Origin of the sequence: Streptomyces sp. HUAS 15-9 (assembly GCF_025642155.1) — a bacterium.
Classification (GTDB): Bacteria; Actinomycetota; Actinomycetes; order Streptomycetales; family Streptomycetaceae; genus Streptomyces.
In genome coordinates, this window is sequence record NZ_CP106798.1 from 1,207,002 (window position 1) to 1,233,960 (window position 26,959).

The following is a 26,959-nucleotide window of genomic DNA, read 5'->3' on the forward strand; positions in this document are numbered from 1 at the left end:
GGCACCGCAGGCGTGCGGTTGTCGGCGAGCCCCATCGCCGGATACCAGCAGTCTCCTGCCGCACGGCCGGGGCGGCAACCAAAGGGTGGCTGGACCGCCCCTTGTCCCGTCCGGTCCCCGACCGCCGTCGGCCAGGTGGCCCGGAAGGGAGCGAGGCGCACACTGGAAGGGCACGGCCTGGAAGGACGTGCCGGTGATGGGGCTCACCGCAACCGCGGGCGCGCGTCCGCTGACGGTCCCTGGTCCAGCCGCGCTGACCAGGAGCAGCCATGCCCGCACCCAGTGCGCCCCCGTCTGCCCGGCTCTCACGCCCCGCTCGGACACCAGGCAGGGAGGACGACGTGGAGTTCACAGTGACCGTGGAGATCCCCCAGGGTTCCCGCAACAAGTACGAGATGGACCACACGCTGCACCGCATCCGGCTGGACCGGCTGCTGTTCACCTCCACCAAGTACCCGGCCGACTACGGCTACATCGACGGCACCCTGGGCCGGGACGGCGACCCGCTCGACGCGCTCGTACTGACCGGCGAGCCCACCTTCCCGGGCTGCACCGTCGAATGCCGGGCGGTGGGCATGTTCTGCATGAAGGACGAACACGGCCCCGACGAGAAGGTGCTGTGCGTCCCCGCCCACGACCCGCGCTACGCGAACGTGCAGGACATCGGGGACATCTCCGAGTTCGACCGGCTGGAGATCACCCACTTCTTCGAGGTCTACAAGGACCTGGAGCCCGGCAAGTCGGTCGAGGGCTCCCACTGGGAGGGCCGGGACGCGGCGTACACGGAGATCGAGGCGTCCCGACGGCGCGCGGCCACGGCCACCGGCGAGCGGGCGTGAACCACCCCGATGAGGCGTCCCTCCCTGCCGTACGGCCTGAGTGGGTGAGACGACGAACTGCCCCGGCGGCTCAGCGCCGATCGACCCGGGTGACGGCCAGCAGCACCACGGCCGCCACCTGGATGGCGACGACCACCGTGATGAGCACGGGGACCGAGTAGCCGTACAGACCACCCGTCAGTGCACCGCCGGCCAGGCTCGCCGCACCGACCACGCCCGCGAACAGGCCGTACGCGGTCGCCCGCCGACCGCTGGGCACCAGGTCCGCGACCGTCGCCCGCAGGGTGGACTCCTGGATGCCCATGGCCGCGCCCCACACCAGCGAACCGGCCACCGCGATCGCGACCGTGTCGGAGAACGCCAGCACCACGACGCCCGCGGTCAATACCGGCAGAACCACCAGGACACGCGGGCCGATCCGGTCGTAGGCCCAGCCGGTGGCCAGCGCCGCGACCGCGTCCACCGCCATCGCCATCGCGTACAGCACCGGGACCCAGGCCGCGGTCAGCAACTGCCGCTGGACCAGGTGGTAGGAGAGCACGCCGAAGGTGGCGAACCCGGTCGTGGTGGCCGCGGTGAAGCCGGCGTAGGTCCAGAACGCCCTCGGCAGCCGTCCGTCCCGCCTCTCCGGCATCGCGGGCTGGGGCGCCTCGGCGGTCACCCCGCGTTCGTAGGCTTCCGGGTCGGGCACCCGGGCCCGTAGCCAGAACAGCAGCAGGAGGACGGCGATGCCAGGGGCGGCGAGCACGCCGAGCGCGGGACCGTAGTCGTTCCCGGTCAGCGCGAGCACGCCCGCCACCAGCAGCGGACCGGCGATGGCACCGATCTGGTCCAGCGCTTCATGGACGGCGAAGCCCCGGCCCCTGCCGGTCGCGGCGGTGGCGTGTGACAGCAGGGTGTCCTTCGCGGGCGAGCGCACCGCCTTGCCGACACGCTCGGCGATCACCAGCACGCACGCGGCCCACAGCACACCCGCCACGCCCAGCAGCGGCACCGAGAGGACCGTCAGCGCGTACCCGGCGATCGTCAGGCCCCAGAATCGGCGGGTCCGATCCGCCATCGGCCCGGAGACCAGCAGCAGCCCCAGCGCCGCCGTCTCCCCGGCTCCCGTGACCGTCCCCACGACCAGGGAGGAGGCGCCCAGCGAGGCCAGCAGCGGGCCGGTGATCGAACGGGCGCCCTCGTAGACGACGTCCGCGAGCAGGCTGACCGTGCCGAACCAGACCACGAACCGCCACGGCCCCATCCCTGCCGACGACCGCTCCGGCTGCCGCTCCCCGGACACCGGCCGTGTCAGCCTTGTCACCGCTGCCTCCACGACACCGAGCGGCGCGTCACCGCCGCCGCGAGCCATACCGCCGCAAGCGCCGTGCACGGCGTCGCCGCGAGATACGCGGCAGCCCGGTCCGGGGACGGCCACCGGCCACCAGCTTCTGAATGTCCACGGCATACGTGGAAAACGTCGTGAACCCGCCCAGCACCCCGGTCCCGAAGAACGGCCGGACCAGCCGGTGGGCCGCCCACACGTCCGTGATCAGCACCATGAACACGCCGATCACCGCGCAGCCCACGGCATCGACCCACAGCGTCGTCCACGGCAACGAGCCCGCCGCGACCGGCCACACCAGCGAAGCCCCGTACCGGGCCGAGCCCCCGACCGCCCCGCCGAGCGCTACCACCACCACGATCGGCCCCTGCTCACGCCACGACTCCCGCCGCCGCACGGGCACGTGCAGATCGACGTCGGGATCCGTGGGCTCGTCCGTCACGCCGGAGTCGGGGGCAGTCATGTACGTACGTTCTCCTACTCGCCGGAGCCCACGGGCAGGTGGGCACACTCCATCGCAAGTAGGGACTGTTGGCGGCATCGATGCCGCGGTTCGGGTACGGCGAGCCCCACCGCCGCGCCGTGACCGGAGATCACAGCCGACGACCAGACTAGCGCCGCCCGAAGCGGATCCCTAGCCGAGGAAGCTCAACCGGACCTGGCGGTTGGGGTTGTCCCGGTTGGTGTCCACCAGGCACACCGACTGCCAGGTTCCAAGGGCCAGGCGCCCGCCCAGCACCGGCAGGGTGGCGTGCGGCGGCACAAAGGCCGGCAGGACGTGGTCGCGGCCGTGGCCGGGGCTGCCGTGACGGTGCTGCCAGCGGTCATCGGCGGGCAGCAGGGTGTGCAGCGCGGCCAGGAGGTCGTCGTCGCTGCCGGCACCCGTCTCGATGACGGCGATACCGGCGGTGGCGTGCGGGACGAAGAGGTTCAGCAGGCCGTCGCGGCCGCCCGCCGTCTCGCGCAGGAAGACCTCGCAGTCGCCGGTGAGGTCGACGATGCGCTCCCGGGAACCGGTGGCGACGTTCAGCACTCGTGTCGTGAAGGCATCTGACATGCCACCATCCTGACCCTTCCGCGCGACCCCGTTGACCGTCGGCTCGACTCCTGGCTGCTTTCGGCCCTGTGGCGCGGTCGGCCCGGTCGGCACGCACGGCCGTCGCGGCCGGCCCGCACGGCCGTGTAGGACCTCGAATGGAATGTCCCCTTCCGTTGTCCCCACCTCGGAGCTTCTCGACTGTCTCACCGTGGGCCACGGCACTTCTGTCTCATGGTCTTGTCCCTTTAGAGCCGCCCGCCGTTCCTCATCCTGTTGAGATACTGTCCTGCTGCCGCGGCCGCGGGGGACATCGGCAAGGGGCCTGAGAGCCGTATCCAGCAGGTCATGATGCCCGGTGGGCGCCCCTGGGCTCAGCCGCATCACGTGAAGGATGTGGTCCCGTGGCGCGGCGTGGCGCAGGCTGCCGGACTGCTTGCTGTGCAGGACGTCGAGAAGGCTTGGGCGGGAGGCCTCCTGAGGCGCGTACGAGGCGGTGGTCCTGGCTGAGGGACGCCGGACCCGACTCGATAAAGCGATCACCGCGATGGCCACCGACTCTCTGTGGTCTGCGGTGGTCACCCGGCTCGGGTGCCTGCGCGGAATCGACACTCTCACCGCCTTCGCCCTGGCCGTGGAAATCGGCGACTGGAAGCGGTTCACAGGAGCGAGCATCGGCGCTTACCTCGGGCCGGTACCGAGTGAGTCCTCACAGCTCATGATCGTGTTACAAGCTCATACAAGGAAGGGGACGATCCCGATGAAAGCCATTGTGGTTACCGACCAGGCCGCGGGAACGGCCGGGATGACGCTGGCGGAGCGGCCTGAGCCGCCCGCAGCGATCAATGACGTCATCGTTCAGATTCATGCATCGGGTTTCGTCCCGACTGAGATGGAGTGGCCGTCGACCTGGACCAATCGCGCAGGCCGTGACAGGACCCCGTCGATCCCCGGCCACGAGCTGGCCGGAGTGGTCACCGCCGTCGGCTACGGCACGACGGGGCTGTCGGTCGGGCAGCGGGTGTTCGGCCTCGCCGACTGGTACCGCGACGGCACCCTTGCGCAGTACGTGGCGATCGAAGCACGCAACCTCGCGCCGCTGCCCGGCGACGTCGATTTCACGGTAGGCGCGTCCCTGCCCATCTCAGGTCTGACCGCGTGGCAGGGGCTGTTCCAGCACGGCCGCCTTCAGGCCGGCCAGACCGTCCTCGCTCATGGCGCTGCAGGCGCGGTCGGGACGATGGTGACCCAGCTCGCACGTGAGGCCGGCGCTTACGTCATCGGCACCGGACGCGCCGCCGACCGTGAGAAAGCACTCGACTTCGGCGCGCATGAGTTCGTCGACCTCGAGAACGACGCGCTGAAAGACGTCGGGGGTGTCAATCTGGTCTTCGATGTCATCGGTGGTGACGTTCAGAGGCGGTCCGCTGCCCTGATCAAGGCCGGAGGAACGCTGGTGTCCGTCGTCGGCCCGGTCGAGGCGCGGCCCACTGACGGCCTGGCGGTGGACTTCGTTGTCGAGGCCGATCGTGCCGAACTGGGTAAGATCGTGCAGCGGGTGCGGGACGGACGGCTACGGACAAACATCGGTGACGTCGCGAGCTTCGATGATGCCATCGGTGCCCTTAACCCGACCACGCGGCGCAGCGGGAAGACAGTCATCCGCGTACGCCCGTAGGGAGTGGATGGCCACAGTCCGACTGGCGGGTCATCCACGGTGGACGAGATGAAGCGGCTCGGCCGCGACGTTGCCGAACTCACCGCGCTCGCCGACCACCTGCTCGCCCACGGCCTGGTGCTGGAGATGCTCGCCAGCCCCCTCGCGGGAATGTACGACCCCAGCGGGCACGGCAAGCTGCTGCTTCGCAGCGGTGCCGGAGACCGAGCGGGAGAACATCCGCGAGTCGACCCTGAAAGGGCTCGACGCCGCCGCCCGCAAGGGCAAGCACGGCGGCCGACCGGCCGTCATCACCGAGAGCATGCTGCACACCGTCCTGCGGCGCCGGCCGGGCGGCGAGTCCGTCGAGCAGATCCAGCGACATCGAGGACATGCTCAGCAGCCGCACGGGAGAACAAGCCCGTTCGCTCCATGCCAGCTTGCGATCGCTCTTCCGCGCGTTGAAGCGCGAGCGCGTGATCTTCCGCGATCCAGCCCGCGGTGTCTCCGTGGCCTGCACCGTCAACGTGCCCCGGCGCATCCCGTCGGACCGGCTCGTGGGTCTGCTGGACAAGGCACCGACCGCGATGGCGAAGGTCGTCGGTTTGGTGGCTATCCACGCGCTGGGGCCACAGGAGATCCGCCATCAGTTCCTGACCGGCCTCGACCGTCCGGCAGGGCACTTGGTCGTCCGCCGCCGCTGTGGTGATCACGTCGTCCATCTCGACGAACTGACCATGAAGCTTCTGAGCGACTGGCTTCGCGAACGGGCTGAGCGCTGGCCCCGCAGCACCAATCCGCACCTGATCGTCACGCAGGTCACCGCGGTCGACCCCAACGGCCCTCCGGTGTCCGAGGACGGGCTGCGGTTGATCTTCAGAAGGCTCGGTATCCAGCCCCGGACGCTCCGCATCGACCGGCTGCTCGATGAGGCACACGAAACTGCCGACCCCGTGCACCTGATGCGCGTCTTCGGAATCTCCGATACGACCGCACTGAAGTACGTCAGAGCAGCCCACCCACACCGATTCGGGCCAGAGCCCACCCAAGCCTGATCGGCAGTCCCCGGCCCGACGACCTCCTTGCCCGCCTTTCACCACTCCAGTTCGACCACATCAACTTCCTCGGCCGCTACGCGTTCTTCCGCCCGCAGGAGGCTGGCCGCAGGCCGCTGCGCGAACCCTCGACCCGCGAGGAGGACAACGGCCAGCGGTAGAAGCGCCGATCACGCGAGGGAAGGGCTACGCGCGCGGGTGGCCGCCCTTGCGAAGGCCACGGCCGGGCGGGGACGGCGTTTTCCGGCGGCCCTGGTTGGACCGCGCACCGCGCCGCCCAACGCTTCACCGGATGAACTTCACCTCTGGGAAGGCCGGGCTCGGGCCGTCGAGGAGGTGCCCTCTGCGGTGCCGCAGGTGCTGGTCGAAGAACGCGAACGGGTAGGCCTGTTGGATCAGTACCGCCCGGGCCGGATCGAGGGTGCCGATCATGTCCTGGATCTGCTGGTCGGCCATGCCGAGGATCTTGCCCGCTTGCGGGATCAGCGTCGCGTCGTCGCCGTACGACTTGTGGACGGCCCCCTCGGCCTGGACGTTCAGCCGCCAACCGCGCAGATGCATCCAGAACTCGGCGACGTCCGGCATGCCGGCCCGGGTGAAGTCGGCGGTCATCATCATGAACGGCCGGTCCAGATCGGCGGTGATGGTCGGCTGCATCGGGCCGTCGATGCTGAGTCCGGCGCGCACGCGCTGGTCGGCGAGCATGGTGAGCGCGGTGGCGGTGGCGCCCTTCGACCAGCCGAACGCGCCGATGCTCTGCGGGTCGAGGGCACCGAGCAGGCCCTGGGGCAGGGTCTTGCCGTCGACGTCGGGGCTGCGCCCGGCGGCGAGCTGTTCCACGCAGTCGAGCAGGAACCGGAGGTCCGCGGCGAAGTCCCTCGGGAACATCGGGGGGAAGTCGGCTGGGGTGAGCACCCGGCCGTCGGGGAACTCGGTGAACGTGTCGTAGGTGTGGTCGACGGTGACCACGGCGTAGCCGTGGCTGGCGAGTTCCTGGACCATGATGGTGTGGTCGCCGCGGTGGCTGCCCGCGCCATGCGAGTACACGATGACGGGCAGACGGTGGCTCGCACGGTGCACGGGCGCGCCGACGTGCCCGGCGGTGAGCGGGCCGAGGGCGGGGTCGAGGGGGAAGCCGACGTCCGCCAGGAACGCCCGCAGCGCGCCGTCGGTCATCCAGGGAGAGCGCGGCAGGTTCTCCGTCTTGCAAGCGGGGTACCAGACGCCGGCCATCAGCTCGCGGTGGTGCCCGGGACCGGCCGCGGGGTCCGGACGTGAGGTGTCGATGAGGTGGAGTGGCACCGTGCCCACCGGGTACGGTCCGGTGGGCGCAGGCAGGGTGAGTCGTGCCGGGCCGGAGTCGGTAGGAGCCGCCCACGCGCTGAATGCGGCGCCAAGCGGCACGGTAGCCCCGAGGCCGGCGATGAGCGCTGCCGCGAGTATGCGACGGCGCGTCATGTCCGTTCGGGTGGTGACCGATGTCGTGGTCACAGGTCTTCCCCAGTCTCTTGGAGGCGTTGGGCATGCTGCACGCATGCGCCGCGACCAGCGCGAGCCGGTCGCGGCGCACGGAGGAGTTCCCGGGCGATGCGGGCTAGGGCTGTGGGTCTGAGCTGCCCTGTTCGATCTGGTGGATGAGCCGCTTGAGTTGGATGACTTCGTCCCGGAGGGCCTGGGCGCCGGCGGGGGTGAGGGAGAGCCAGGTGCGGGCGCGTTTGCCCTCGTAGCCCTTCTCGATGTCGATCAGTCCGGCCTTCTCCAGGGTGGCCAGGTGCTGGCTGAGGTTTCCGGCGGTGAGGCCAAGCGTTGTCCGCAGGAAGCCGAACTCGACACGGCGGCCCTGGTGGGCGACGGTGAGAATGCCGAGGCGGACGCGCTGGTGGACAACGTCGTCCAGGCCATTGACGGGGTGCTGGTCGATCTGCTCGCTCATGAGCGGGCGCGCTTAGCGGGCAGCTCGGCCAGGCCGAAGCCGAGGGCGCCGAGCAGGAGGAGGATGCCTTGGACGCCGTGATGGGGCAGAGATGACCAGGGCGAGGTGTAGGGGATCCCGGCCCAGCCGTCGGTGAGCGGAACCAGATCGATGGCCAGGTACACGGCGGTGAGCAGCAGCAGGGCACGGCTGCGTTCCACCCAGCACAGCACCAGCAGCGGCAGCCCGATGGTTGTGGCGTTCCCGATGAGGCGGTGGAGGAGCACCGCCGCCCTTGAGGCGGGATCGAGGTGCAGGCCCCAGAGGTCGAGCGGCTGGCCGGGCTTCGGCATTCCGTGGCGGATGGCCCAGAGCGTGGTGGCGGTCACCAGGCCGCCGAGGACGATCCCGGTGAGGATGTAGGGCCGGACCGGAGTACCTACGCCGCGGTTGCGGGAGCGGCGGATGTAGAAGAAGCCCGTCGCGGCGTAGGCCAGGGCTAGCCCGACGGGCCAGTAGACCGGCGAGCCCTGCGTGACCGCAGTGCATCCGGTGCCTGCCGTGGGGTCGCCGGCGGGGCAGGGAACGGACTCGATCCTGAAAGTGAGACGACTCGCCACGATTGCGCCCAGCGTGAGCACGCCGAACAGCAGGAGGGGGAACCAGGCACCGCGCTGGGCGGCACGGACCCGCCGAGTCAAGTCACCGAGGCCGGCGAGGACTTCATGAGGCGTGCCTTGCGAGGGCACCGATGCGTCTGTCACACAGTCAGCTTTGCATTACAAACTAGTTATTGCAAGAGACGTCCGTGCCGTCGCTCCATGGCCAAGAGCAGCGTGAGGCCGGTCGGCCACCGCATACCCGAGGGAACATCAGCCTCAACGAACCATCGTTGAGCTGCGACATGCTGTGCCTCGTCCGCAGGATCCCGTCCTGAACGGGGCGCTCACCGTCGAGCAGCACCTCCGCTACTTCGCCGCCGCCCGGGGGCTGCCCAATGTGGACCGCGGCAGAGAACTCGTCCGGCTCCTCGGCTACGAGCGGTACGAGCGGTCGGCCGCCGGAGAACTGTCCGGCGGTACCCGTCAGAAACTCAACCTCACACTGGCTCTGCTCCACGACCCGGACGTCCTGCTCCTCGACGAGCCGTACCAGGGCTTCGACTGGGAGACGTACCTACGGTTCTGGGACCTGGTCGAGGAGCTGCGCGCCCGAGGCAAAGCCGTCGTGATCATCACCCACCTCGTCTTCGAGCAGGGCCGCTTCAACCTGCTGGCCGACCTCGCCGACGGCCGCCTCACCCCACGCACCGCTTCCCGAGAGGACCGCGATGTCGGCGCCTGACACCTCACAACCCCGGCCGTTGTACAGCCAGTTCCCCACCGCGCTGCGCTTCTCGGTACGCGACCAGACCCGCAACCGCCTCGCCGGACTGCTGCTCGTCCTCTTCGTGCCCGTCTGGTACCTGGTGATGGACGCCATGGCCTCGGGCGAGGTGCTGGACTTCAAACTGTATGCCACCGGAGAGGTCCTGCATGTCGACGGCGGTCATCTCACCCTGATCTCCGCGGGCCTCAACTCCGTGACGATGATCGCCGGGTTCGTCGTCTTCGACGCCGTCCGGAGGGCGCTCGCCTTCGACCGGCGCCTCGTCTTCGCCGGATACCGGCAGTCCACCCTCATCGGCGCCAAGACCCTCGCCATCGCAGCGGTCGCCACCGCGATCGCCCTCTACACGGCGCTGGCCATCCTGTTCTTCTGGCGGCCGACGGCCGCCGGCTGGTTCGCCGTACTCGCCGGATTCGCGGTCATCGCTCTCACCTACGGCGCCCTTGGGCTGCTCCTCGGCGTCCTGGTCAAGCGTGACCTGGAGGGCTTCTTCCTCATCATCATGGGCGGGCTGATGGACACCTTCCTGCAGAACCCCCTGGGCAATCCGCTCGCCAACAAGCCCATCCTGCAGTGGTTCCCGTCCTTCGGCCCCATGCAGTTCGCCGTCGGGGGCTCCTTCGGCGGCACCGCTCTATGGGGGCGTCTCGCCCTCGGGCTTGCATGGGCTGCCGCGTTCAGCACAGTGGGGCTGGTCATCTTCCGCCTGCGGACCCGCAACCGTACGCACACGCGCCGGCCGACCGGACGGTGATTTCCCATGCCGGGACCACCCTGCGTTCTGCGGGCATCGCCCGTTGAGCGGCCCGCGCCCGGATGACGAAGCGGGGCAGCGCCGAAGCCCCACGCCCGGCTCCGCAGCGCACCCACACCTTCCACACCCCGCTGCGCGCGGCGGTCTCCTCAGGGCACCTTGACCCATTGCGCCTTGGACGGTGTTCCTTGATCGTCGGTCACGAAGAGCATGTACCAGCCAGCCGGGACCAGGTTGCGATTGTTCGGGACGCTGACCTGGATGCCCTTGCCGTCCTTCGCCTCCTTCAAGCCCAGTGCGATCGAGCGCTGCTCGACGTCGGTGACGTGAGTGGTGGAGCTGGGGTGGATCAGCCTCGCCGCCTTGATCACCGACGCGTACTTCGTACAGAAGATCGCGGTCGCGCCGAGCCTGACGGTACGGGGGCCTCCGGTAAGTGAAGTCCGGCAGTTCCGGCCAAGGTGCCGTAACAGGACGTACAACGGGGCCGCTTGGGTATCAACTGCCCATGGCGTCACCGGGAGGTCGGACCGCCCCCTGGAATCCGCTCTCACGGACGTGGCACACGAAGTAACGGTCGGGCTGGGGAGGCAGCGACAACGGAGGCGGCTGCCGTGGGGGCGAAGGACATGGGCTGTGACGGACGAGGAGCTGCAGGAACGGCTTGCGTGGGCGCGCGAGCAGATCGTCAGGATGGGCGTGCTCGAACGTCCCGGAGGGCTTCGCTGGGCAGCCGCCCACGGTCTCGTCCTGTTCGTGTGGCGCAACGGCCCCATCGAGGATGCCCACGCGTCTCGGCCGACCAGGCGACGCAAGAATTTGAGCGACGGCGTGATGTTCGCGCGCAACACGTGGCTGACGAAGCAGGCGTACGACACCTTGATCAGCCGAGATCGCTTCCGTCTCTACAGCCTCGAAGACATGATCCTGGACCGCGAGGCACTCTGGCCCGGGTGTGACGGAACGTTGACAGACTTCGGCCGGGGGTTCCTCGGAGAGATCAAGAAGCACGTCAAGCAGCGCATCGACACGCTGAGGCACTTCGAGAAGCGCCTCTCCCCGGATGACTTCCTGGTCTTCCTCGCCGCTCCTCAGATCGGAACGCACGACGACCACTTCGGCATGCCGAAGTGGCCCGCATGTGTGGAGGCCTCCATCAGCCGACTGCGAGGCGAGGACGAAGAGTTCCTCGAAAAGTGGGGCGCTCTGATGAAGAAGGTCGGACCGGCACCGGAGTCGGTTTCTTCCGACCTCCAGACGACGAAGAAGGCACTGCTGAATGCCCCTTGGGACCTCGGCTCCGAGGTCCTGGACTGGTTCGCCTGGAACCCCATTCTGAAGCCCCCCGTGTCGTGCCGTAAGCGCTCATGACCAACGGCCTTGCGGACCAACGCCGCTCCCGGTACGAGGTGCTGCGACGGAGGGGAGTGCTGCTTCCATCCAGGCATTGAGGTGACTAGCGGTCATGACCTTGCTGACACCGTCCGTCCCCGCTCAGCCTTGACGTCACCTAGTAGGGCTTGGTCATCTTGCTATCGGTGCGGGTATGTCGCGGCGGCAGGTGGGGCAGGCGCCGGTCCAGAGGGCGAGGAGTGTCTGCAGTTCACGGACGATCTGGTAGAGACTCAGACCGCCGCTGTGTCTTTTGGGGCGCGAGCCATGCGCCTGAGGGTGCAGAAGGCATGGGCGGCGGAGACGAGGGTGACATGGTGGTGCCAGCCGCCCCAGGTGCGGCCTTCGAAGTGGGCAAGTCCCAGGGCCTGTTTCATCTCCCGGTAGTCGTGCTCGATGCGCCAGCGCAGCTTGGTCAGCCGCACCAGGGTGGCCAGTGGCATGCCGGAGGGCAGGCTGGACAGCCAGAACTGCACCGGCTCGCTCTCGGTGGCGGGCCATTCGGCCAGCAGCCAGCGTTCAGGCAGCTCGGGAGCGTCCGTGGTCTTGCGTAGGCCCCGTCCGGCGGGCCGGACCCTGAGGGCGACGAACCGCGAGTACATGCGCTTGAAGCCGTTTCGGCCCGTGCCCGGCCGGGAGCCTACCCGCCAGGAAACCGGCCGTGCAGCCGCCCGGTACCGCGATGACCAGGTCTTTCACCGTCTGCGCAGGGTCGGGGTACTGCGCTTTCGGTGCCGGCCGGTGCCCGCGTAGGGGGCTGGACGGGCCGGGCGTCGGCCGGATGGGCGGTGTGGCGGCAGGAGATCCCGACCGCATAGGGCAGGCTGCGTTCCTCCAGCCCCAGACGGAAGGCGGCGGCATCGCCGTATCCGGCATCCGCCACGACCAAGGGGACATCGACGCCCCACGACCGGGTTTCGTCGATCATGTCCAGGGCCAGCTGCCACTTCTCCACATGCCCCACCTGGGCGGGGATGCCGCAACGGCCGCGGCGGGCGACCTTGGCCGCATCCGCCTGTCCAGAGGCCGGATCCCATGAAGCGGGCACGAACAGCCGCCAGTTCACTGCGGCCGAGGCCTGCTCACGGGCCAGGTGCAGCGACACTCCCACCTGGCAGTTGGTGACCTTGCCCGCGGTGCCGGTGTACTGCCGCGACACACACGCAGACGCGTCCCCGTCCTTGAGGAAGCCGGTGTCGTCAACGATCAGCGCCTCCGGACCGATCGCCTCGTGCATCCTCCAGGCCAGCCGGGCCCGCACATGCGCCGGATCCCACGGGCTGGAGGTGATGAAGTGCGCCAGCGCCTGCCGGTTGCCGTCCTCGCCGAGGCGGGCTGCCATCGGCTCCACCGACTTACGCCGCCCGTCCAGCAGCAGCCCTCGCACATACGCCTGTCCCCACCGCCGCTGGTCCGCACGGAAGAACCCGTCGAACAACTCCGCCGCGAACGCCTCCAGGTCCCCCCGGGCCTCGGTCATCTCCTCAGGTGTCACACCACGACAACGCCACCCACGAGGCAACAGACACGCCACTCAGGAGTGAAGATGACCAAGCCCTACTAGGACGCGTGTCCTAGAGTTGCATTCGCGCCTAGGACGCTCGTCCTAGCACTGGGTGAGGACGGTGAGGTTGCGCGGTGGCTGGGAGCACGGGTACGCGGGCGCAGATCGTCGATGCTGCGAACCGGCTCTTCTACGAGCAGGGTTTCGAGCACACGTCGTTCGCGGCGATCGCCGAGGCGGTGGGCATCTCGCGGGGCAACTTCTACCACCACTTCAAGACCAAGGACGAGATCCTCAGCGCGGTCATCGAGGCCCGGCTCCAGAGCACGCGCGCGATGCTCGCGGAGTGGGACCGAGACGAGCCAGGTCCCGCTGAGCGGGTGCGACGGTTCGTGGAGATCGTCGTCACCAACCGTGCGGACATCCAGAACTACGGCTGTCCGGTCGGAACCCTCACGAACGAACTCGCCAAACTCGATCACCCCGCACGCCCCCAAGCTGTCGCCGTCTTCGGTCTGTTCCGGACCTGGCTTCGGGAACAGTTCGAAGAACTCGGGTTCACCGTCGAAGCCGACGATTTCGCAATGCACGTCCTAGCTTCCACTCAAGGCGTGGCCACCTTGTCCAACGCCTTCCACGACAGCGAGTTCGTGCATCGGGAGGTCGATCGCCTCCATGACTGGCTCGACAGGTGCCTCGCAGACCACGCGTCACCGCGCTCCCCTCACTGAGGCGACCCACCACACCACCAGCAAACGAAGGAGATTCAGTGTTCGTCGTCCTGCTCCGCTTTGCGGCCAACAAGAGCCAGGCTACGGATCACATGGCAGGCCATCAGGAATGGATCCAGCAAGGCTTGCGTGACGGGGTCTTCCTGCTGATCGGAGGCATACAACCTGGTCAGGGCGGTGCCGTACTGGCCCACAACACCACCTTCGACGACCTGCAGCGGCGTGTTGCGGCCGATCCGTTCGTCGCCCACGAGGTCGTCTCAGCCGAGATCATCGAGATCGCCCCGAACCGTACCGATCCGCGGCTTGCGTTCCTGGCGGGCTGAACCCATGACCGTGTTCATCGCCCGCGACGGCGAACCACGTTGCGCGTAGTCAGGCACTGCACCTGAGTTCCTCGACTACCACGACACCGAGTGGGGTCCAGTCGCCGACGACCGGCGACTCTTCGAGAAGATCAGCCTCGAACGGTTCCAATCAGGACTCGGCTGGTGCACATCCTGGCCAAGCGGGATAGCTTCCGGGAGGCATTCTCCGACTTCGACTACCACGTGGTCGCGGAGTTCACAGGCCCTGACGTAGATCGGCTGCTCCAGGACCCGCGGATCGTGCGCCACCGAGGCAAGATCGAGGCCGTCGTCAACAACGCCCCGCCGGTCGGTCGATCTGGCGACAAGCACGGCTCGCTGGCCAGCTACTACGGGCGCTGCGAACCCCCGCTACAGACGGTCTCGACATCGCCGACCGCGGTCGCACTGTCCAGGGACCCGAAAAAGCGCGGCTGGAAGTTCGTCGGACCCACAAACATTCCGGCTTCCTCGGCCAGTGCCGCCGTGACCCAAGAGGCGCTCCAGGGGTGCGGCCCCGGCTCGTGATCGATCAGGTCAGGGCCCGCCGCGCTGTTGACGCTCGCCGAGGGTGCCCTGCAAAGCCGAGGGGGCCCGACGGGCGCCGGCTGATACGACCTCGATCCCACCCTCCGCGTCATCGTGCTCCCAGGTCAGGGCAATCCGAGAATGATCTCCGGTGAGTCAGGGTGACAAAGCGTCGGTGCCCGCTCGTCCACTGGTCGGTGACGCTGAGGCCAAGGTCCTCGGCGACCTTGCGCAGCGCTCTTCGTCCGAGCCGCGCCCAGGGAAAAGGTGGCCCGCTATGGCCATCGAGTTCCTCGAACCGGGCGGTGCACAGCTCGTCGACGTCGCTGGGGTCGGCCTCGATGACGAGGCGCCCTGTCGGCGCAATGAGTCCGCGGCAGCGGTGCAGCAGGCTGCGAGGGTCCCCTCCGATGCCGATGTTGCCGTCGATGAGTAGAAGGGTCTGCCAGCCTTTCTCGGCCGGCAGCCGGTCGAAGACCGATCGACAGAGGGCGAGCCCGCCCAAGGCACAGGTCAGCGCGACAGCGCGAGGCGCGATGTCGACCCCGAGGGCGAAGACTCCCCGGCTCAGGAGTTCGCTGCACAAACGGCCAGGCCCGCAGCCGACGTCGAGGACGGGGCCGATGCAGCGGTCCAGCACGGTCTTGTCGGCCACCGTGGGCCGCGCGTGCCAGCGGTGCACCGGCATCCGGATCCGGCGCCCGTCCGCCAGCCGCAGGTAAACCGGCCCGCGGGCTGGTCGCAGGGCCAGTGCGTAGGGATTCTCGTCGGCGCCGTACAGCTCGTCTTCGTCCACGGTCATGGTGTGGTACCACGTCCGGCGGGCCGGCTCTCGTCGGCGCGCACAGCTCGCCGGGCGCGGCGAAGCTTGAGCGCGAAGGCCACGGCGGAGGCAGCGAAGAGCACGCCGGTGATCGCCAGCCATCGGCCGAGGTAGACATCGTCGGACAGCCCGGTGTCACCGGGGTAGGGCACAGCAAGACGTAAGACGAGGGGGAACCAGACCAGCAGGAGCAGTCCTGACAGGAAGGCGGGAACACGCAGGTAGTTGATCCACGGCACCATCGGTGCGTCGGTGGCACGGTGCCTCAGAACGGAGAGTGCCGACAGGTCGGCCAGCGAATACAAGGGCAACAGGATGAGGTCGTGGAGGACGGCCGCACCGACGAACCAGATCGCCACCTCCAGCGGCCGGACGGCGAACAGGCGCATCATGGCGTAGCCGGTGAGGGCGAGCGAGGCGATCAGGACCAGGAGGTGCAGGGGTCCGGAGCCGTACCAGCGGACGAATCGTGCCATGGTCACGCCCTGAAGGTGAGCCGGTGGACCCACTTGGTGTTGTTCACGCCGGGGTTGGCGGGGACGATGACGCGAGCCGGGTAGCCATGGTCGAGCGAGAGGTCCGCGCCATTGACGCGGAGCGCGAGCAGCGCTCGGGGATCGCGGATCTGGTTGCCCCTCAGCACGACCCTGGTGAACGGGCCCGGCGGTTGGATGGATTCGACCAGGACACTCCCGGCGTCCGGCATTCCTGCCATGGCCGCGAGATCGGCCAGCCGGAGGCCGCTCCAGTGCTGGTCGTCCGTGGACCATCCCTCCACGCAGGCGATCGGAAGCGCGGCGGCGTGGTGGGGCATCGTCAGGAGCTGCTCTCGTGCGAAGACCTGCGGCGCTCCGCGTCCGTGCACCTCCAGCCGCCAGCTGGGGCCGACCAGGGCGGGGGTGACGCCGACCTTCGCCGCCGTCTTGTTGATCTGGAAGCCGTTCGGGCCGCTGCCCGGGTCGCGGTTGTGCGGTGCGAGCAGCGCCGTGCCGCGCATCAGGCCGCCGATGCTCTGTCCGGCGGTCACCACGAGGAGGAGCAGCGAGCCCGCACCCACCATGCCCACCGCGCCGCGGCGGGTCATCGTCGGCGCGGCGGGGGCGGCTGCCACCAGGCCGTCGGGGTCGGGGGGCTCGGGCACGGTGTGGGCGAGGTCGGTGCGCAGTTCGGCGGCCAGGCTGCGCGAGCGCAGGGCCCGGGTCATCCTGCCGAGTCGGAGGCACACGTGGACGACGAAGGCGGCGATGAACACCCAGGCGCCGTAGAAGTGCAGACGATAGAACGAGCCCGGGAAGACGTAGTAGAGCTGGATGTTGAAGATGCCGGTGACGAACTCGAAGATGGCCCCGCCCACCAGCATCAGCAGGGACAGCCGCTCCAGTGCGTGGGCGACGGAGCGCACCGGCAGCCACTCGAACAGCTTCGGGATCACCGACCACAACTTGGCCAGCAATACCGGCACGAGGACCACCCCCAGCGTCACATGCACGCCCTGGAGCAGCCGATAGAGCCAGTACGGCTGCGTGGGCCAGCTGAAAAGGTAGAAGCCCAGTGCGCCCTTGTCGGGGGTCTCGTCGTTGAGCGGGCTCAGCCCGGGGTTGTAGGAGGCGTAGGAGAGCAGTCCGGTGACGAACAGCAGCGGCATCCCGATCAGGAGGACCAGACCGAACATCGACGTCAGCCAAGGCCCTCGAATCGGGCTGCGCCAGAACCCGGGACGGAACGGACCCGGGGGCGGGGGCATCTGCCCGAAGCGCTGCGCCGCTGCACGGCTCCAGGCAGCGCCCGCCGCACCAGCGGTCGCCACGACGCCGCGCACACGCTTCAGCCACTCGCCCGCCGACTTGTCGCCCGGCTTCCGGCGTCGCGGCCCACTGGACGGGTCCGAACCCGACGGATGCCCGCCACCTGCCATCGGCCGCCTCCTCCGGTCAACAAGGACACCTCCAAGCTGGCACAGGTCAGGCGGGCTGTCCGGGCCTGAGGTACAAGCGGGTGTCCGCCACCAGCCGAACGGTCGAACCACTCCCTCGGGCACCCCGCGGCTTGCCGCCAGTACGGCTGTCACGCGATGTCGGCGGGGTCCGGGCAAAACACCGGAACGCGCTGGACGAGGTTGTTACCGTTGGTCTGATTCGGCCCGACCCCTATACGTGACCCACGGTGCAAAGTAGCCACCGCGGCTCCTGACGGCCCTGCTCTCCGACGGTGCTCTCGCGCCCGCCTTCACCAGACGCCAGAACGCGGGATTGTGTGAAACACGCCGACGCGCGGCGAGCGTCCTGCACCCCTGCGTGGCTGGCCCATGCTGTCCATGGTGGCCACACTCCTCATTGCCGCCGGGTTGTACGTCCGCTGGAACCGCGCCAGGCAGAGGCGGCCTGACCGCTAACAAAGAGCGATCTCCTGCCCGTGGGCTCCTCAAGCCCACGGGCAGGAGGTACTCCAAGGCTGGAGTCAGCCGGTTTCCCCATCCCGTCGCGCATCGACACGTTCCCACGTTGGGCCAGAGTGGAGCCGACCCGCCCTCACCAGGACCATCACTTCACCCCCGTGTCCGGTCGAACCACGCGGCAGCTCCACCGGGGATGCGAGAGAGTACGGAATGCGCCGAGCGACCGGAACTGGCACCAGCCGTGCTCACTGCGCGATGCGGCCCATCTCCGTGGTGAAGAGCACGGGGTCACTGTCGAAGCCCCGGATCATCTCGTGCAGTTCCCACGCCCCGGACGCGTTCCTGATGAACTCGGCGACCGTCGCGGACGTGGCGTCGGCGACCCGGCCGAAGTCGTCCGCCAGCAGCTGCCGGTATCCCTCGAAGACGACCACTTCCGCGTTGGATATGTCACCGAAGGTGCGGGGGCCGCCGTCCTGGTGGATGGCCACCCCGACCACCACTCGCCCGTACACGGACGACAGCCGCTCGAACTCCAGCACCATCACCTCGACGAACCCGAAACCCAAGCCGGTCTGGCTGTGCCGGCTCATGTTGATGGTGCCGTCCGGCGATCGACTGTCGTAGTGCACGACATACGCCGGCCGCCCGTAAAGATCGTCCGCCGGGTACGTCGTCGCGATGATGTCGAGGTGCCGAGGCGGTTCCCCGTACGGACTCGGATCCCACCGGAGCCGCACCTCGACCTTGCCCAACCCCCCACCACTCACCTTGCCGCTCCTCTCGGGACCATCGCGAGACCTTCCTTCATGGTCAAGTATGTGTTCCAAACGGGGATTTGACGCCTCCTTAGCGGTCGTCCTTGGGGCGCCGACATCGTGCTGCCTCACTGTGACCGTGTTGGCGCGCCGGTAGCATGCTTGCTGCCTGGTGGCGCTGCATCCGTGTCAGTCGCAGATCCGATCGTCATCGGAGCGTTCATCCTGGTGTTTCCCTCCACCAGGATCACGCTGCCGCCGGACGGCCTGCCTCAGACCCCGATGAGGCGAGCCGCTTCTTTCGCCTCCGGCGCCTGATCCCATGCCGCGCCGTTCGAAGCGGACCGCTCACCCGGGACTCCACTCCAACGCAGGCGCGCCCAAGTCCTCGCATACCCCGCCTGCCCGAGAGGTGCCGGGCGCTGACGGCCCTGGCCATCAGTCGGGGTGTCACCAGCACCGCTCCCGGGAGCGGGGGCCTACGGGGAGATCCGTCCGTGGCTGGGACCGGCATCAGGCGGCCGCCTTCTTGGACGCGGCGTGACTGAGGCCAACGGGGATGTAGCCCCGGCCGCCGGTCGTACATGATCGGTCTGCAGGTCGGCACGCGCCACCTCTGCCGGCGTCGAGATCGGCACGGTCGGTCACCAAGCGAACCTCGGCTCCTCGCGCTTCGCGAGATGAGCCCGTCCTGCCGCGCGAGCGACGGCTTGGGGCACAGCGGCCACGGTGTATTCACCCAAGAAGCCAGGATCCGACGGCGAGGGCGGTGAGGACCAACATGACGGGGCCCAATGGCAGGCCGCGGTCGCGGGGGAAGACAGGGAGGGCGGGCCGCAGCTCTGGGTGCGCGTGCAGGGTGGTGACCTCGTTCACCATGCGGACGTACGACGGACACAGTTTGAGCCGACGTTCCGCCTTCGGCAGGCCCACGCCCGAAAGTTGCCAGGTACGGCCGTCCGCCATGGTGATCAGCACGCTCCCTTCCGCTGTGTACCGGGCCGCTCGAAACCGTTCCCAGGGGACATGCCGTACCCTCCACGCCCCTGTCAGCCATAGCCCCGAACTGTCCGCAGTGACCCGCCAGTTGAGCTGCTTGGCAGCCGGGCCGAACCACGTCAGAAGGCCGGGCAGGAGAGCAGCCCTCCAGCCGAACCCCTCCGTCACGAGCGACTGGGCGATGAAGGCGACGCCCGCACCCACGCACAGGGCCAGGGCCAGGCCGCATGTGCGCGCCAGAGCGCTCGGTCCCCAGCGCAGAGGATGTTCCGCCGGGGTCAAGCGCGTGGGAACGCGATCGGCCGCGGGTGGCCCCTGTGAGTCCGTGGCCGCGGAGGTAGTTCCTGCCTCTTCGGTGGCCGGTGTCGGCGCCGTGCCGGGGCGAGGCAGCCGGACCGGGCTGGTCGTACGGATCACGACCGGCTGGGCGTCCCTGTCGGTGGTGGCGAGGACCAGTTCGCCGCCTTCGTATGGAGAGCCGAACATAACGGCTTCGCGCAACCGGGGGTCGATGACGAGCGGCACTTCTTCGTCCGCTTCCTCATGGCCGTGCTCTGCATCGGCCTCGTCCGCGTCGGGCCGATCCGCTGTGAATCGGCCGACGAAGATCGGCGCACGAGCGGCTGTGTCATCTCCTGCGTAGATCCCGATCCGCCCGTCGTCATCGATGCGTTCCAGCACGCGCAAGGTCGGCACCGGTGCCCGACGCAGGACGGCGGCGCGGCGCCGGGCCAGGAGACCGGTGAGCAGCATGGAGCCCCCGGGCAGGCCGCCGGCCAGGGTGAGCAGCTGCCAGTCGAGGGCGTCGTACGGCTCGGCTGCCAGACGCCGCCGCCTCCCGTCCTCCAGTACGGTCACGGTGCTGCCGATGCGGTAATCCTCCGGGTAGGACGCGCTGAGGGTGAGGCGCCGGGTGTCATCGGTGCGCACCCGGACCGATGCCTCGCCCCGGCCGACCACCTTCGCGGTGGTGCGCTCGGCACGATCCGCGCGGTGCTGGTCTACGCGGATGCCATCGAGTCCATGAGCGATAGCGAAGGCGGCCACCCCGACAAGAAGCAGCCCTGCCGTGATCTGGATCGTCCCGCGCCGCAGTCGGGCGGCCGGGTCGGGCAGTGAGTGCCGGACCCCCGCGGCGCGCTCCATCAAGCCTCGTTGCCGATGACGGGCGGCGATGCGTGCGAAGGCGGCTGCACAGCCGAAGACCAGGGCCACGAGTACGGAGATGTTGGCGACCGCCGCCATCGGTCCGCTGCCTGGCAGTTCGACCCGCGCGACGATGACCGCCAAGGCGGGTGCGGTGAGCAGCGTCAGCTCCGGCAGTCGGGCGAGCCAGTACAGAAGCCCCACGGCCAGCCCCGTTTCTGCCATGCCGAGCCAGTCCGCACCGCACGGAGCGGCATCGCTGCACGGCCGGTCCGGCGTCGCCGCGTTCGCCCAGACCACGGTGATCAGAAGTGCCCATATCGACCACAGCGGCCGCGCCCAGGGCGCGCTGCGGGCGCGCGTCCACTGGGCAGCATCTTCGGAGGACCAGATGGGCGTGCCTGGTGGCACGGAGGCGGAAGGTATCGGGAGGGGAGACTCGGACACCCGAGGATTATGCGCTGCGGCTGCTCGCTCGCCATTGCCGGTGTGCGGCAATGTCCTGGGGCCCGGATCTGCAGGACGAGCCCCTACCCGCATGGCTGAGCAGATGACGGTCTGCGACCTCGTCGCCGACCAGTGCTGTCCCCGGCAGCCACGCTGCTTTTAACGAGCGGCTGTACAGCCATGGAACCGGGCCTGCCGACCACCAGCACCGTCGCATACGAGCCCGGACCGACTCCTCCTTCGGCTCGCTCAGGGGCTGCCGTGGTCGCGGGCGTAGGCGGCCAGAGACCTGCTGTCTTGTGCCTCCGGTGTGCAGGAATCGCTGGTCGAGCACAGTGGCGAGGTCATCGAGGGCGATGGCGAGCACGGCTGCGGCGCTCCGGGCCTCCGGGCGCTCTGTTCGACTTGTCCGCCCGGCGAAGTCGCCGGCGTAGCCGAGGGTGAGAGCCAGAGAGATGTCGCCGGGTCCGTCGTGGAAGTAGTAGGACTCGGGGTATTGGAGGAAGTCCACGCAGGTACGTGCGATGTCGGCAGCGAGTTGGCCGAGGACGGCGGCCCCTACGTCGGAGGCCGGTTGCCCATGTGAGCCGCGCGCTCGCGCACCTCGGCAAGCTCGGCATCGGTGAGCTGGGCCAGGATGACCGAGGCCGTCTCACGGTCATCGTCGGAAGCCGGGCCGAGCCGCTCGGGAATGACGGCGGCCCTGCTGGAGGTGAGGACCTCTCGTACGGAAAGACGGAATCGGCGTCCGGAGCCATCACGGACCAGGACCTCGTTGCCCGCAGCGGCGCCGAACATTGCCTCCACTACGACGGCCTCGCCGTCGTCCATCAGCCTCGTACCCACGCCCACCCGTACCGCGGCTCCGGTCATGCTCGCTCCCCTTCGTGTGTCCGGCACCTGCCGAGCGGGCTCGTCCCTCAGGGGCGTTTCGTCCTGGCCGCTTTCGTCTATGAGGGGCGGCAAGTCGCGCCTCCCAGCGCCAACCAGCAAGGCTTGCCCTTTTCGCAGTTCGTGACGTTCGGACAGCGGCACCGTCAAGTCGGTCACGAAGTGCTGGCACCACAGCAGCCGCAGCACGGCGGCCCGTACTTTCCATACCGAGTGATTAGGGAACGCTCGGAATGACTCACCCAGGGATGCCCCGTGCAAATCGGCTTCCCGGATCTCCGTGAGCAGATCTTCGTCGAAGAGCCAGTCGCGACGGTAACCCGCGAGGAACCGCAGATTCGCCAACTCGGATTCCGGCGGTTCGCTCCACAACTCGAAGTCCCAACCGCGAGCCAGGGCTACCTCACGTGCCCAGCCGAGCGCGTAGTTCGTTTTCGGCCGGATCAACAGGTGGCGTGGTTTGACATCGACGACCAGCGGCACATGCCCGTCACGCCTCACAAGGAAGTCCGGGACATGACGTGTTCGTTGTCCATCCACCTTGGCGGAGAGCAGGAACGGCTGGGCCCAGATTCCCGTCACGCTCCGGTCGAAGTCGTCATAGAGCAGGCGCGTCAACTCGAGGCGCGACTCGTAGACAACATGATCCCGCATTGTGGAGGACCAATATGTGCCCGAGTAGTGGGGCTTCGACGGCCCGAGGTCATCGACACCCGACGAATGCCAAGCCCGGCCCTCCTCGATCGTCCCGTCCGTACGACGCAGGCTTACGGAGACATCGCCGACGATGCGCGACACATCCCACCCCCGAGCTACAAAGGCTCGGTGATTGGCCCGGTCTCGATCAGCTGAGACGTTCCAGGGCCACGCCAGGGAGCACCAATTCACAGCCGAAAGCACGATCTGCACTACTACGGGTGAGCGATCAGACATGTGTTCGTCTCGCTGCGCTGTCCTTTGGGCCGGACAGAGGCCAAGATCGACGAGAAAGGGACATGCGAAATGAGAACCTACAGGTCGCGTCGGGAAGATCCTCGGCCGGCGCCCTGTTGGCAGAGGCGTGAACAACACGCGCGAGGTCGAGGTAGTCGTCATAGGCGCTGGTCAGGCCGGTCTGTCCAGCGCCTATCACCTGCGCCGCACCGGCTTCGAGCCGGACCGCGACTTCGTGGTGCTCGACCACGCCCCCGGTCCGGGCGGTGCCTGGCAGTTCCGCTGGCCTTCGCTGACGTACGGCAAGGTCCACGGGATGCACTCGCTGCCGGGCATGGAGCTGACGGACACCGATCCGGCGCGGCCGTCGGCCGAGGTCATCGCCGAGTACTTCGACACCTACGAGCGCGCCTTCGATCTGCGGGTACGGCGCCCGGTCGACGTACGCGCCGTGCGCGACCGGGAGGACGACCGGCTGCTCGTGGAGGCCTCGGACGGCACCTGGTCTACACGGGCGCTGATCAACGCGACCGGCACCTGGGACCGGCCGTTCTGGCCGCGCTGTCCGGGCCAGGAGACGTTCCGCGGGCGGCAGTTGCACACCGTTCAGTACGCGGGGCCCGAGGAGTTCGCCGGGCAGCGGGTGGTCGTGGTCGGCGGCGGCGCGTCCGGCACCCAGCATCTCCTGGAGATCGCCCCGTACGCGGCCGCCACCACCTGGGTCACCCGGCGGCCGCCGGTCTTCCGCGAGGGGCCGTTCGACGAGAACGTGGGGAGGTCGGCCGTCGCGCTGGTGGAGGAGCGGGTGCGGCAGGGCCTCCCGCCGCGGAGTGTGGTCTCGGTCACGGGGCTGCCGCTCAACGACGCGATTCGGCAAGGGCTTCGGGACGGGGGCCTGGACCGGCTGCCGATGTTCGACCGGATCACACCGGTCGGGGTGGAATGGGAGGACGGCAGGCGCGTGGACACCGACGTGATCCTGTGGGCGACCGGGTTCCGGGCCGCTCTCGACCATCTGGTCCCGCTGCGGCTGCGCGGGCCGGGCGGCGGGATCCGTATGGAGGGGACCCGTACGGCCGCCGATCCGCGGATCCATCTCGTCGGTTACGGTCCCTCGGCGAGCACCATCGGGGCCAACCGCGCGGGACGCGCGGCCGTACGGGAGACCAGGCGGCTGCTGGCCGAGGAGCCTGTCGCCGCGTGATGTCCCGTCGGGTCGCCGGCCGGGTCGTCGCTCGGGTCATTTCGGGGGCTACGGGGTCGGGGACTGGGACTGGGACTGCTGCGCCGGGCTCTGGTGCTGGTGCTGCTGGGAACTTCCGCTCCGCTGCGGGCTCTGGCTCGGCTGCGGACTCCGACTCTGCTGTGGAGTCTGGCTCTGCCGCGGCGCGCTGCTCTTCAGGTGTGCGTTGAACTCGGCCACGTTGCGCTGGTGTTCCGCGTAGTCGGCGGTGAAGCGGGTGTCGCCGGGCTTGACCGTGACGAAGTACAGCCAGTTGCCCTGCGGCGGGTTGAGCGCGGCGTGCATCGCCTGCTCGCCGGGGTTGTCGATCGGCGTGGGCGGCAGGCCCATGCGCCGGTAGGAGTTGTAGGGGCTCTCGATCCGGGTGTCGTCCGTGCTCGTCCTGAGCGTGCTGCGGTTCAGCGCGTAGTTGAGGGTGGAGTCCATCTGCAGCGGCATGCCGCGCTCCATCCGGTTGAAGACGACCCGGGCCACCTTCCCCATGTCCTCCTTCGTGGCGGCCTCGGCCTGGACGATGCTCGCGATGGTGACCGCCTGGTAGAGGTTCATGGCGTTGCGCTGCGCACCGGCCGCGAGCGGTGCCCTGTTGAAGCGCTGGTTCGCCGTGTCGACCATGTACTGCAGCAGCGACTGCGGCGTGGCCTCCTCCCGGACCGGATACGTGGCCGGGAAGAGGTAGCCCTCCGGGTTGCCCTGGGCGTCGCTCGGCAGCTTCAGGCCGGCCTTGCCGATGGACTTGCGGGTGGTGCCCGTGGGCAGGGCGAGGACCTTGTCGACGGCGTCGTAGACCTGGCTCGCGCGCCAGCCCTCCGGGATCACCAGGGTCTTCGTGGTGTTCCCGCCGCCGTACAAGTGCAGCAGCGGCACCGCCACGGCGGTGCCGGTCACGACGGCGCAGGACACGAGGAGGACGAGCTTGCCCCGGCGCGTCAGTCGAATCGTGCTCCGTGGCGGAGTGTTCTTCTGCATGCGGGCACGTTAACCCGCATATCTCCACAAACACGGCATATCGTCAGCTTGTCGGTTCCAGTTGCGCGTCCCGGCGGACCAGCGCCGCATACCGGCCGTCCGCCTCCAACAGCTCCTCGTGCGTGCCGCGTTCCGCGACGCGCCCGGAGGCGAGGACCACGATCTGGTCGGCACCGCGAACGGTGGACAGCCGGTGCGCGATGGTGAGTGTCGTCCGGTTGGCCGACAGGGCGTCGATGGCCTCCTGCACGGCGTGCTCGGTGCGGGTGTCCAGGGCGCTGGTCGCCTCGTCGAGGATGAGGACCGGCGGGTCGCGCAGGATGGTGCGGGCGATGGCGAGGCGCTGTTTCTCGCCTCCGGAGAAGCGGTGGCCGCGCTCGCCGACGACCGTGTCGTAACCGTCGGGCAGCGAGGCGATGTGGTCGTGGATCTGGGCCGCCTTCGCCGCAGCGTGCAGTTCCTCGTCGGTGGCGTCCGGCTTGGCGAAGCGGAGGTTGTCTGCGACCGAGGCGTGGAAGAGGTACGTCTCCTGCGAGACGACGCCGACCGCGCGGGCGAGGGTGTCGAAGTCGAGGTCGCGGACGTCTACGCCGTCCAGGGTGACGCGGCCGCAGGTGACGTCGTACAGCCGGGGCACCAGATAGCCGAGCGTGGACTTGCCTGCGCCGGTCGGGCCGACGACCGCGAGGCTGCTGCCCGCCGGGACGGTGATGTCGATGCCGTCGATGACCGGGTCGACCGCGTCATTGCCGCTGTCGTACCGGAACTCGACGCCCTCGAAGCGGACCTCGCCCTTGACGTGGTCGAGGTGGACCGGCTCGTCCCGCTCGGTGATGTCGATCGGCAGGTCGAGGTACTCGAAGATGCGCTGGAAGAGCGCCAGCGAGGTCTGGATCTGGACGCCGGTCGCCAAGAGGCTGACGGCGGGGCGGAACAGGCCCTGCTGGAGCGAGACGAAGGCGACGATGGTGCCGAGCGAGACCTGGGGTCCGCCCGTCTGCAGGGCGACGCCCGCGGTCCAGTAGATGACGGCGGGCATGGCGGCCATGACGATCGTGATGACGGCCATCCGCCATCGGCCGGCCATGTTCGACCTCACCTCGAGATCGACCAGTTGCTCGGACTCCTCCGCGAAGGACGCGGTGAGCGAGTCGGAGCGGCCCATGGTGCGGCCGAGCAGGATGCCGCTGACCGACAGCGACTCGGTGACGGTGGCGGCCATCGCGGCCATCTGCTTCTGGCGCTGTGTGGTGATCTTCTTGCGCTCGTTGCCGACGCGGCGGCTGATCCAGACGAACACCGGCAGCAGGAGCAGCGAGACGACGGTCAGCCGCCAGTCGAGGGCGATCATCGCGACGATCGTGGCGACCACGCTGGTGAGGTTGGAGACCAGGGAGGTGGCGGTCGAGGTGACGGTGGCCTGCATGCCGCCGATGTCGTTGGCTATCCGGGACTGCACCTCGCCGGTGCGGGTGCGGGTGAAGAAGGCGAGCGACATGCGCTGCAGGCGGCCGTAGACGGCGGTGCGCAGGTCGTGCATGACGCGCTGGCCGACGGTCGTGGAGATCAGCGTCTGCAACACACCGAAGACGCTGGCCAGGACGGCGCTCAGGATCATGCCGAGGGCGAGCAGGCTCAGCAGGCCGGTGCGGCCCTGCGGGATCGCGACGTCGAGGGTCGCCTTGAGGAGGAACGGTGTGGCCACCGAGACCAGCGACGAGGCGCCGACCAGCAGGCCGACGATCGCGAGCCGGCCGCGGTAGGGGCGGAAGAGCTTCAGGATGCGGCGCACCTGCCGGGGCTGGTCCCCGGCGGGGTCGGACGGTGTCCAGGAGGGTTCACGGTCGGGATGCATGGGCTCCTACGGAGGTGTGCGGGCGTCGG

23 protein-coding genes and 4 pseudogenes are annotated in these 26,959 nt (G+C 68.9%); 10 read left to right on the forward strand and 17 right to left on the reverse strand.

The genetic code is table 11. The annotated features are described in order from the left end of the window. Positions 1 to 341 precede the first annotated feature (341 nt). Positions 342 to 839 carry an inorganic diphosphatase gene (locus N8I87_RS05395; protein WP_263205967.1) on the forward strand — a complete coding sequence of 166 codons (498 nt, stop codon included), beginning with the start codon at positions 342 to 344 and terminating at the stop codon, positions 837 to 839. A 70-nt stretch (positions 840 to 909) separates the two neighbouring features. Here the strand turns inward: N8I87_RS05395 and N8I87_RS05400 are convergent, their stop codons facing one another. From N8I87_RS05400 to N8I87_RS05410, 3 genes and pseudogenes are all read right to left on the reverse strand, one after another. After that, positions 910 to 2,145 carry an MFS transporter gene (locus N8I87_RS05400; protein WP_263205968.1) on the reverse strand — a complete coding sequence of 412 codons (1,236 nt, stop codon included), beginning with the start codon at positions 2,143 to 2,145 and terminating at the stop codon, positions 910 to 912. Next, positions 2,142 to 2,629, reverse strand: a pseudogene (locus N8I87_RS05405) (fluoride efflux transporter FluC). Before N8I87_RS05405 ends, N8I87_RS05400 begins: the two are co-directional and overlap by 4 nt. A 171-nt stretch (positions 2,630 to 2,800) precedes the next feature. Continuing rightward, positions 2,801 to 3,223, reverse strand: a complete 423-nt coding sequence (locus N8I87_RS05410) for a YjbQ family protein (RefSeq protein WP_263205969.1) — start codon at positions 3,221 to 3,223, stop codon at positions 2,801 to 2,803. Positions 3,224 to 3,962: 739 nt separating this feature from the next. On the opposite strand from N8I87_RS05410, the gene N8I87_RS05415 reads away from it, so the two are divergent. Then, positions 3,963 to 4,880 carry an NADP-dependent oxidoreductase gene (locus N8I87_RS05415; RefSeq protein WP_263216308.1) on the forward strand — a complete coding sequence of 306 codons (918 nt, stop codon included), beginning with the start codon at positions 3,963 to 3,965 and terminating at the stop codon, positions 4,878 to 4,880. 30 nt (positions 4,881 to 4,910) lie between these two features. On the opposite strand, the gene N8I87_RS05420 is transcribed toward N8I87_RS05415, so the two are convergent. Continuing rightward, positions 4,911 to 5,183 (reverse strand): hypothetical protein, encoded by a 273-nt coding sequence (locus N8I87_RS05420; RefSeq protein WP_263205970.1) that lies wholly within the window; start codon positions 5,181 to 5,183, stop codon positions 4,911 to 4,913. Positions 5,184 to 5,251: 68 nt separating this feature from the next. On the opposite strand from N8I87_RS05420, the gene N8I87_RS05425 reads away from it, so the two are divergent. Continuing rightward, positions 5,252 to 5,914, forward strand: coding sequence for a site-specific integrase (locus N8I87_RS05425; RefSeq protein WP_263205973.1), 663 nt, complete (start codon positions 5,252 to 5,254; stop codon positions 5,912 to 5,914). Between the two features lie 285 nt (positions 5,915 to 6,199). Here N8I87_RS05425 and N8I87_RS05430 read toward each other — a convergent pair whose 3' ends face one another. The 3 genes from N8I87_RS05430 to N8I87_RS05440 are packed head-to-tail and all read right to left on the reverse strand — an operon-like array spanning position 6,200 to position 8,590. Further along, complete coding sequence (locus N8I87_RS05430) at positions 6,200 to 7,450, reverse strand: alpha/beta hydrolase family protein (protein ID WP_263205975.1); 1,251 nt, start codon at positions 7,448 to 7,450, stop codon at positions 6,200 to 6,202. A gap of 58 nt (positions 7,451 to 7,508) precedes the next feature. After that, the gene (locus N8I87_RS05435) at positions 7,509 to 7,847 is read right to left on the reverse strand and encodes a winged helix-turn-helix domain-containing protein (protein ID WP_263205977.1); all 339 of its coding nucleotides are present in this window, start codon (positions 7,845 to 7,847) and stop codon (positions 7,509 to 7,511) included. After that, positions 7,844 to 8,590 (reverse strand): hypothetical protein, encoded by a 747-nt coding sequence (locus N8I87_RS05440; protein ID WP_263205978.1) that lies wholly within the window; start codon positions 8,588 to 8,590, stop codon positions 7,844 to 7,846. The genes N8I87_RS05435 and N8I87_RS05440 overlap by 4 nt, the downstream gene beginning before the upstream one ends. A 145-nt stretch (positions 8,591 to 8,735) precedes the next feature. On the opposite strand from N8I87_RS05440, the gene N8I87_RS05445 reads away from it, so the two are divergent. Together N8I87_RS05445 and N8I87_RS05450 are read left to right on the forward strand one after the other, a co-directional pair. After that, positions 8,736 to 9,170, forward strand: a complete 435-nt coding sequence (locus N8I87_RS05445; protein WP_263205980.1) for an ATP-binding cassette domain-containing protein — start codon at positions 8,736 to 8,738, stop codon at positions 9,168 to 9,170. 19 nt (positions 9,171 to 9,189) lie between these two features. Continuing rightward, entirely contained in the window at positions 9,190 to 9,969 is a 780-nt protein-coding gene (locus N8I87_RS05450) for an ABC transporter permease (protein WP_263205982.1), read from the forward strand. Positions 9,970 to 10,118: 149 nt separating this feature from the next. On the opposite strand, the pseudogene N8I87_RS05455 reads toward N8I87_RS05450, so the two are convergent. After that, positions 10,119 to 10,433 (reverse strand): annotated as a pseudogene (locus N8I87_RS05455) (galactose oxidase early set domain-containing protein); the annotation flags it as partial. Between N8I87_RS05455 and N8I87_RS05460 the strand changes: the two are divergent. Continuing rightward, positions 10,333 to 11,340 (forward strand): hypothetical protein, encoded by a 1,008-nt coding sequence (locus N8I87_RS05460; protein WP_263216974.1) that lies wholly within the window; start codon positions 10,333 to 10,335, stop codon positions 11,338 to 11,340. The pseudogene N8I87_RS05455 and the gene N8I87_RS05460 sit on opposite strands and share 101 nt — an antisense overlap. Positions 11,341 to 11,594: 254 nt before the next feature. Here the strand turns inward: N8I87_RS05460 and N8I87_RS05465 are convergent. Next, positions 11,595 to 12,841: pseudogene (locus tag N8I87_RS05465) on the reverse strand (IS701 family transposase). A 158-nt stretch (positions 12,842 to 12,999) separates the two neighbouring features. Here N8I87_RS05465 and N8I87_RS05470 point away from each other — a divergent pair. From N8I87_RS05470 to N8I87_RS05480, 3 genes and pseudogenes are all read left to right on the forward strand, one after another. Next, complete coding sequence (locus tag N8I87_RS05470) at positions 13,000 to 13,596, forward strand: TetR/AcrR family transcriptional regulator (protein WP_263205985.1); 597 nt, start codon at positions 13,000 to 13,002, stop codon at positions 13,594 to 13,596. A 38-nt stretch (positions 13,597 to 13,634) separates the two neighbouring features. Then, positions 13,635 to 13,922: a YciI family protein gene (locus N8I87_RS05475; RefSeq protein ID WP_263205986.1), complete on the forward strand. Its 288-nt coding sequence runs from the start codon at positions 13,635 to 13,637 to the stop codon at positions 13,920 to 13,922. Between the two features lie 118 nt (positions 13,923 to 14,040). Further along, positions 14,041 to 14,471 (forward strand): annotated as a pseudogene (locus tag N8I87_RS05480) (DNA-3-methyladenine glycosylase I); the annotation flags it as partial. 109 nt (positions 14,472 to 14,580) lie between these two features. Here the strand turns inward: N8I87_RS05480 and N8I87_RS05485 are convergent. The 6 genes from N8I87_RS05485 to N8I87_RS05510 all read right to left on the reverse strand — a co-directional run bounded on the left by N8I87_RS05485 (position 14,581) and on the right by N8I87_RS05510 (position 22,728). Next, positions 14,581 to 15,273 carry a class I SAM-dependent methyltransferase gene (locus N8I87_RS05485; protein WP_263205992.1) on the reverse strand — a complete coding sequence of 231 codons (693 nt, stop codon included), beginning with the start codon at positions 15,271 to 15,273 and terminating at the stop codon, positions 14,581 to 14,583. Then, positions 15,270 to 15,770 carry a hypothetical protein gene (locus N8I87_RS05490; protein WP_263216311.1) on the reverse strand — a complete coding sequence of 167 codons (501 nt, stop codon included), beginning with the start codon at positions 15,768 to 15,770 and terminating at the stop codon, positions 15,270 to 15,272. The genes N8I87_RS05485 and N8I87_RS05490 overlap by 4 nt, the downstream gene beginning before the upstream one ends. A 2-nt stretch (positions 15,771 to 15,772) precedes the next feature. Next, positions 15,773 to 17,038: a molybdopterin-dependent oxidoreductase gene (locus N8I87_RS05495; RefSeq protein WP_263216312.1), complete on the reverse strand. Its 1,266-nt coding sequence runs from the start codon at positions 17,036 to 17,038 to the stop codon at positions 15,773 to 15,775. A gap of 896 nt (positions 17,039 to 17,934) precedes the next feature. After that, positions 17,935 to 18,459, reverse strand: a complete 525-nt coding sequence (locus N8I87_RS05500) for a TerD family protein (protein ID WP_263205994.1) — start codon at positions 18,457 to 18,459, stop codon at positions 17,935 to 17,937. Between the two features lie 723 nt (positions 18,460 to 19,182). Next, positions 19,183 to 21,090: a hypothetical protein gene (locus tag N8I87_RS05505; RefSeq protein ID WP_263205997.1), complete on the reverse strand. Its 1,908-nt coding sequence runs from the start codon at positions 21,088 to 21,090 to the stop codon at positions 19,183 to 19,185. Between the two features lie 507 nt (positions 21,091 to 21,597). Further along, on the reverse strand, positions 21,598 to 22,728 hold the full coding sequence (locus N8I87_RS05510; protein ID WP_263205998.1) for a TnsA-like heteromeric transposase endonuclease subunit: 1,131 nt from the start codon (positions 22,726 to 22,728) through the stop codon (positions 21,598 to 21,600). A 262-nt stretch (positions 22,729 to 22,990) separates the two neighbouring features. Between N8I87_RS05510 and N8I87_RS05515 the strand changes: the two genes are divergently transcribed. After that, positions 22,991 to 24,067, forward strand: a complete 1,077-nt coding sequence (locus N8I87_RS05515; protein ID WP_263206001.1) for an NAD(P)/FAD-dependent oxidoreductase — start codon at positions 22,991 to 22,993, stop codon at positions 24,065 to 24,067. 48 nt (positions 24,068 to 24,115) lie between these two features. On the opposite strand, the gene mltG is transcribed toward N8I87_RS05515, so the two are convergent. Further along, positions 24,116 to 25,075 (reverse strand): endolytic transglycosylase MltG, encoded by a 960-nt coding sequence (gene mltG / locus N8I87_RS05520; RefSeq protein WP_263206002.1) that lies wholly within the window; start codon positions 25,073 to 25,075, stop codon positions 24,116 to 24,118. A 43-nt stretch (positions 25,076 to 25,118) separates the two neighbouring features. Then, on the reverse strand, positions 25,119 to 26,930 hold the full coding sequence (locus N8I87_RS05525) for an ABC transporter ATP-binding protein (RefSeq protein WP_263206004.1): 1,812 nt from the start codon (positions 26,928 to 26,930) through the stop codon (positions 25,119 to 25,121). Between the last annotated feature and the right edge of the window lie 29 nt (positions 26,931 to 26,959).

What these genes read in the sequence shown, in the direction of transcription:
- N8I87_RS05410 (WP_263205969.1), bottom strand. Translation starts at nt 3,223, where the DNA reads ATGTCAGATGCCTTCACGACACGAGTGCTGAACGTCGCCACCGGTTCC.
- N8I87_RS05415 (WP_263216308.1), top strand. Translation starts at nt 3,963, where the DNA reads ATGAAAGCCATTGTGGTTACCGACCAGGCCGCGGGAACGGCCGGGATG.
- N8I87_RS05420 (WP_263205970.1), bottom strand. Translation starts at nt 5,183, where the DNA reads ATGCTCTCGGTGATGACGGCCGGTCGGCCGCCGTGCTTGCCCTTGCGG.
- N8I87_RS05425 (WP_263205973.1), top strand. Translation starts at nt 5,252, where the DNA reads ATGCTCAGCAGCCGCACGGGAGAACAAGCCCGTTCGCTCCATGCCAGC.
- N8I87_RS05430 (WP_263205975.1), bottom strand. Translation starts at nt 7,450, where the DNA reads ATGCGTGCAGCATGCCCAACGCCTCCAAGAGACTGGGGAAGACCTGTG.
- N8I87_RS05435 (WP_263205977.1), bottom strand. Translation starts at nt 7,847, where the DNA reads ATGAGCGAGCAGATCGACCAGCACCCCGTCAATGGCCTGGACGACGTT.
- N8I87_RS05485 (WP_263205992.1), bottom strand. Translation starts at nt 15,273, where the DNA reads ATGACCGTGGACGAAGACGAGCTGTACGGCGCCGACGAGAATCCCTAC.
- N8I87_RS05490 (WP_263216311.1), bottom strand. Translation starts at nt 15,770, where the DNA reads ATGGCACGATTCGTCCGCTGGTACGGCTCCGGACCCCTGCACCTCCTG.
- N8I87_RS05495 (WP_263216312.1), bottom strand. Translation starts at nt 17,038, where the DNA reads ATGCCCCCGCCCCCGGGTCCGTTCCGTCCCGGGTTCTGGCGCAGCCCG.
- mltG (WP_263206002.1), bottom strand. Translation starts at nt 25,075, where the DNA reads ATGCAGAAGAACACTCCGCCACGGAGCACGATTCGACTGACGCGCCGG.
- N8I87_RS05525 (WP_263206004.1), bottom strand. Translation starts at nt 26,930, where the DNA reads ATGCATCCCGACCGTGAACCCTCCTGGACACCGTCCGACCCCGCCGGG.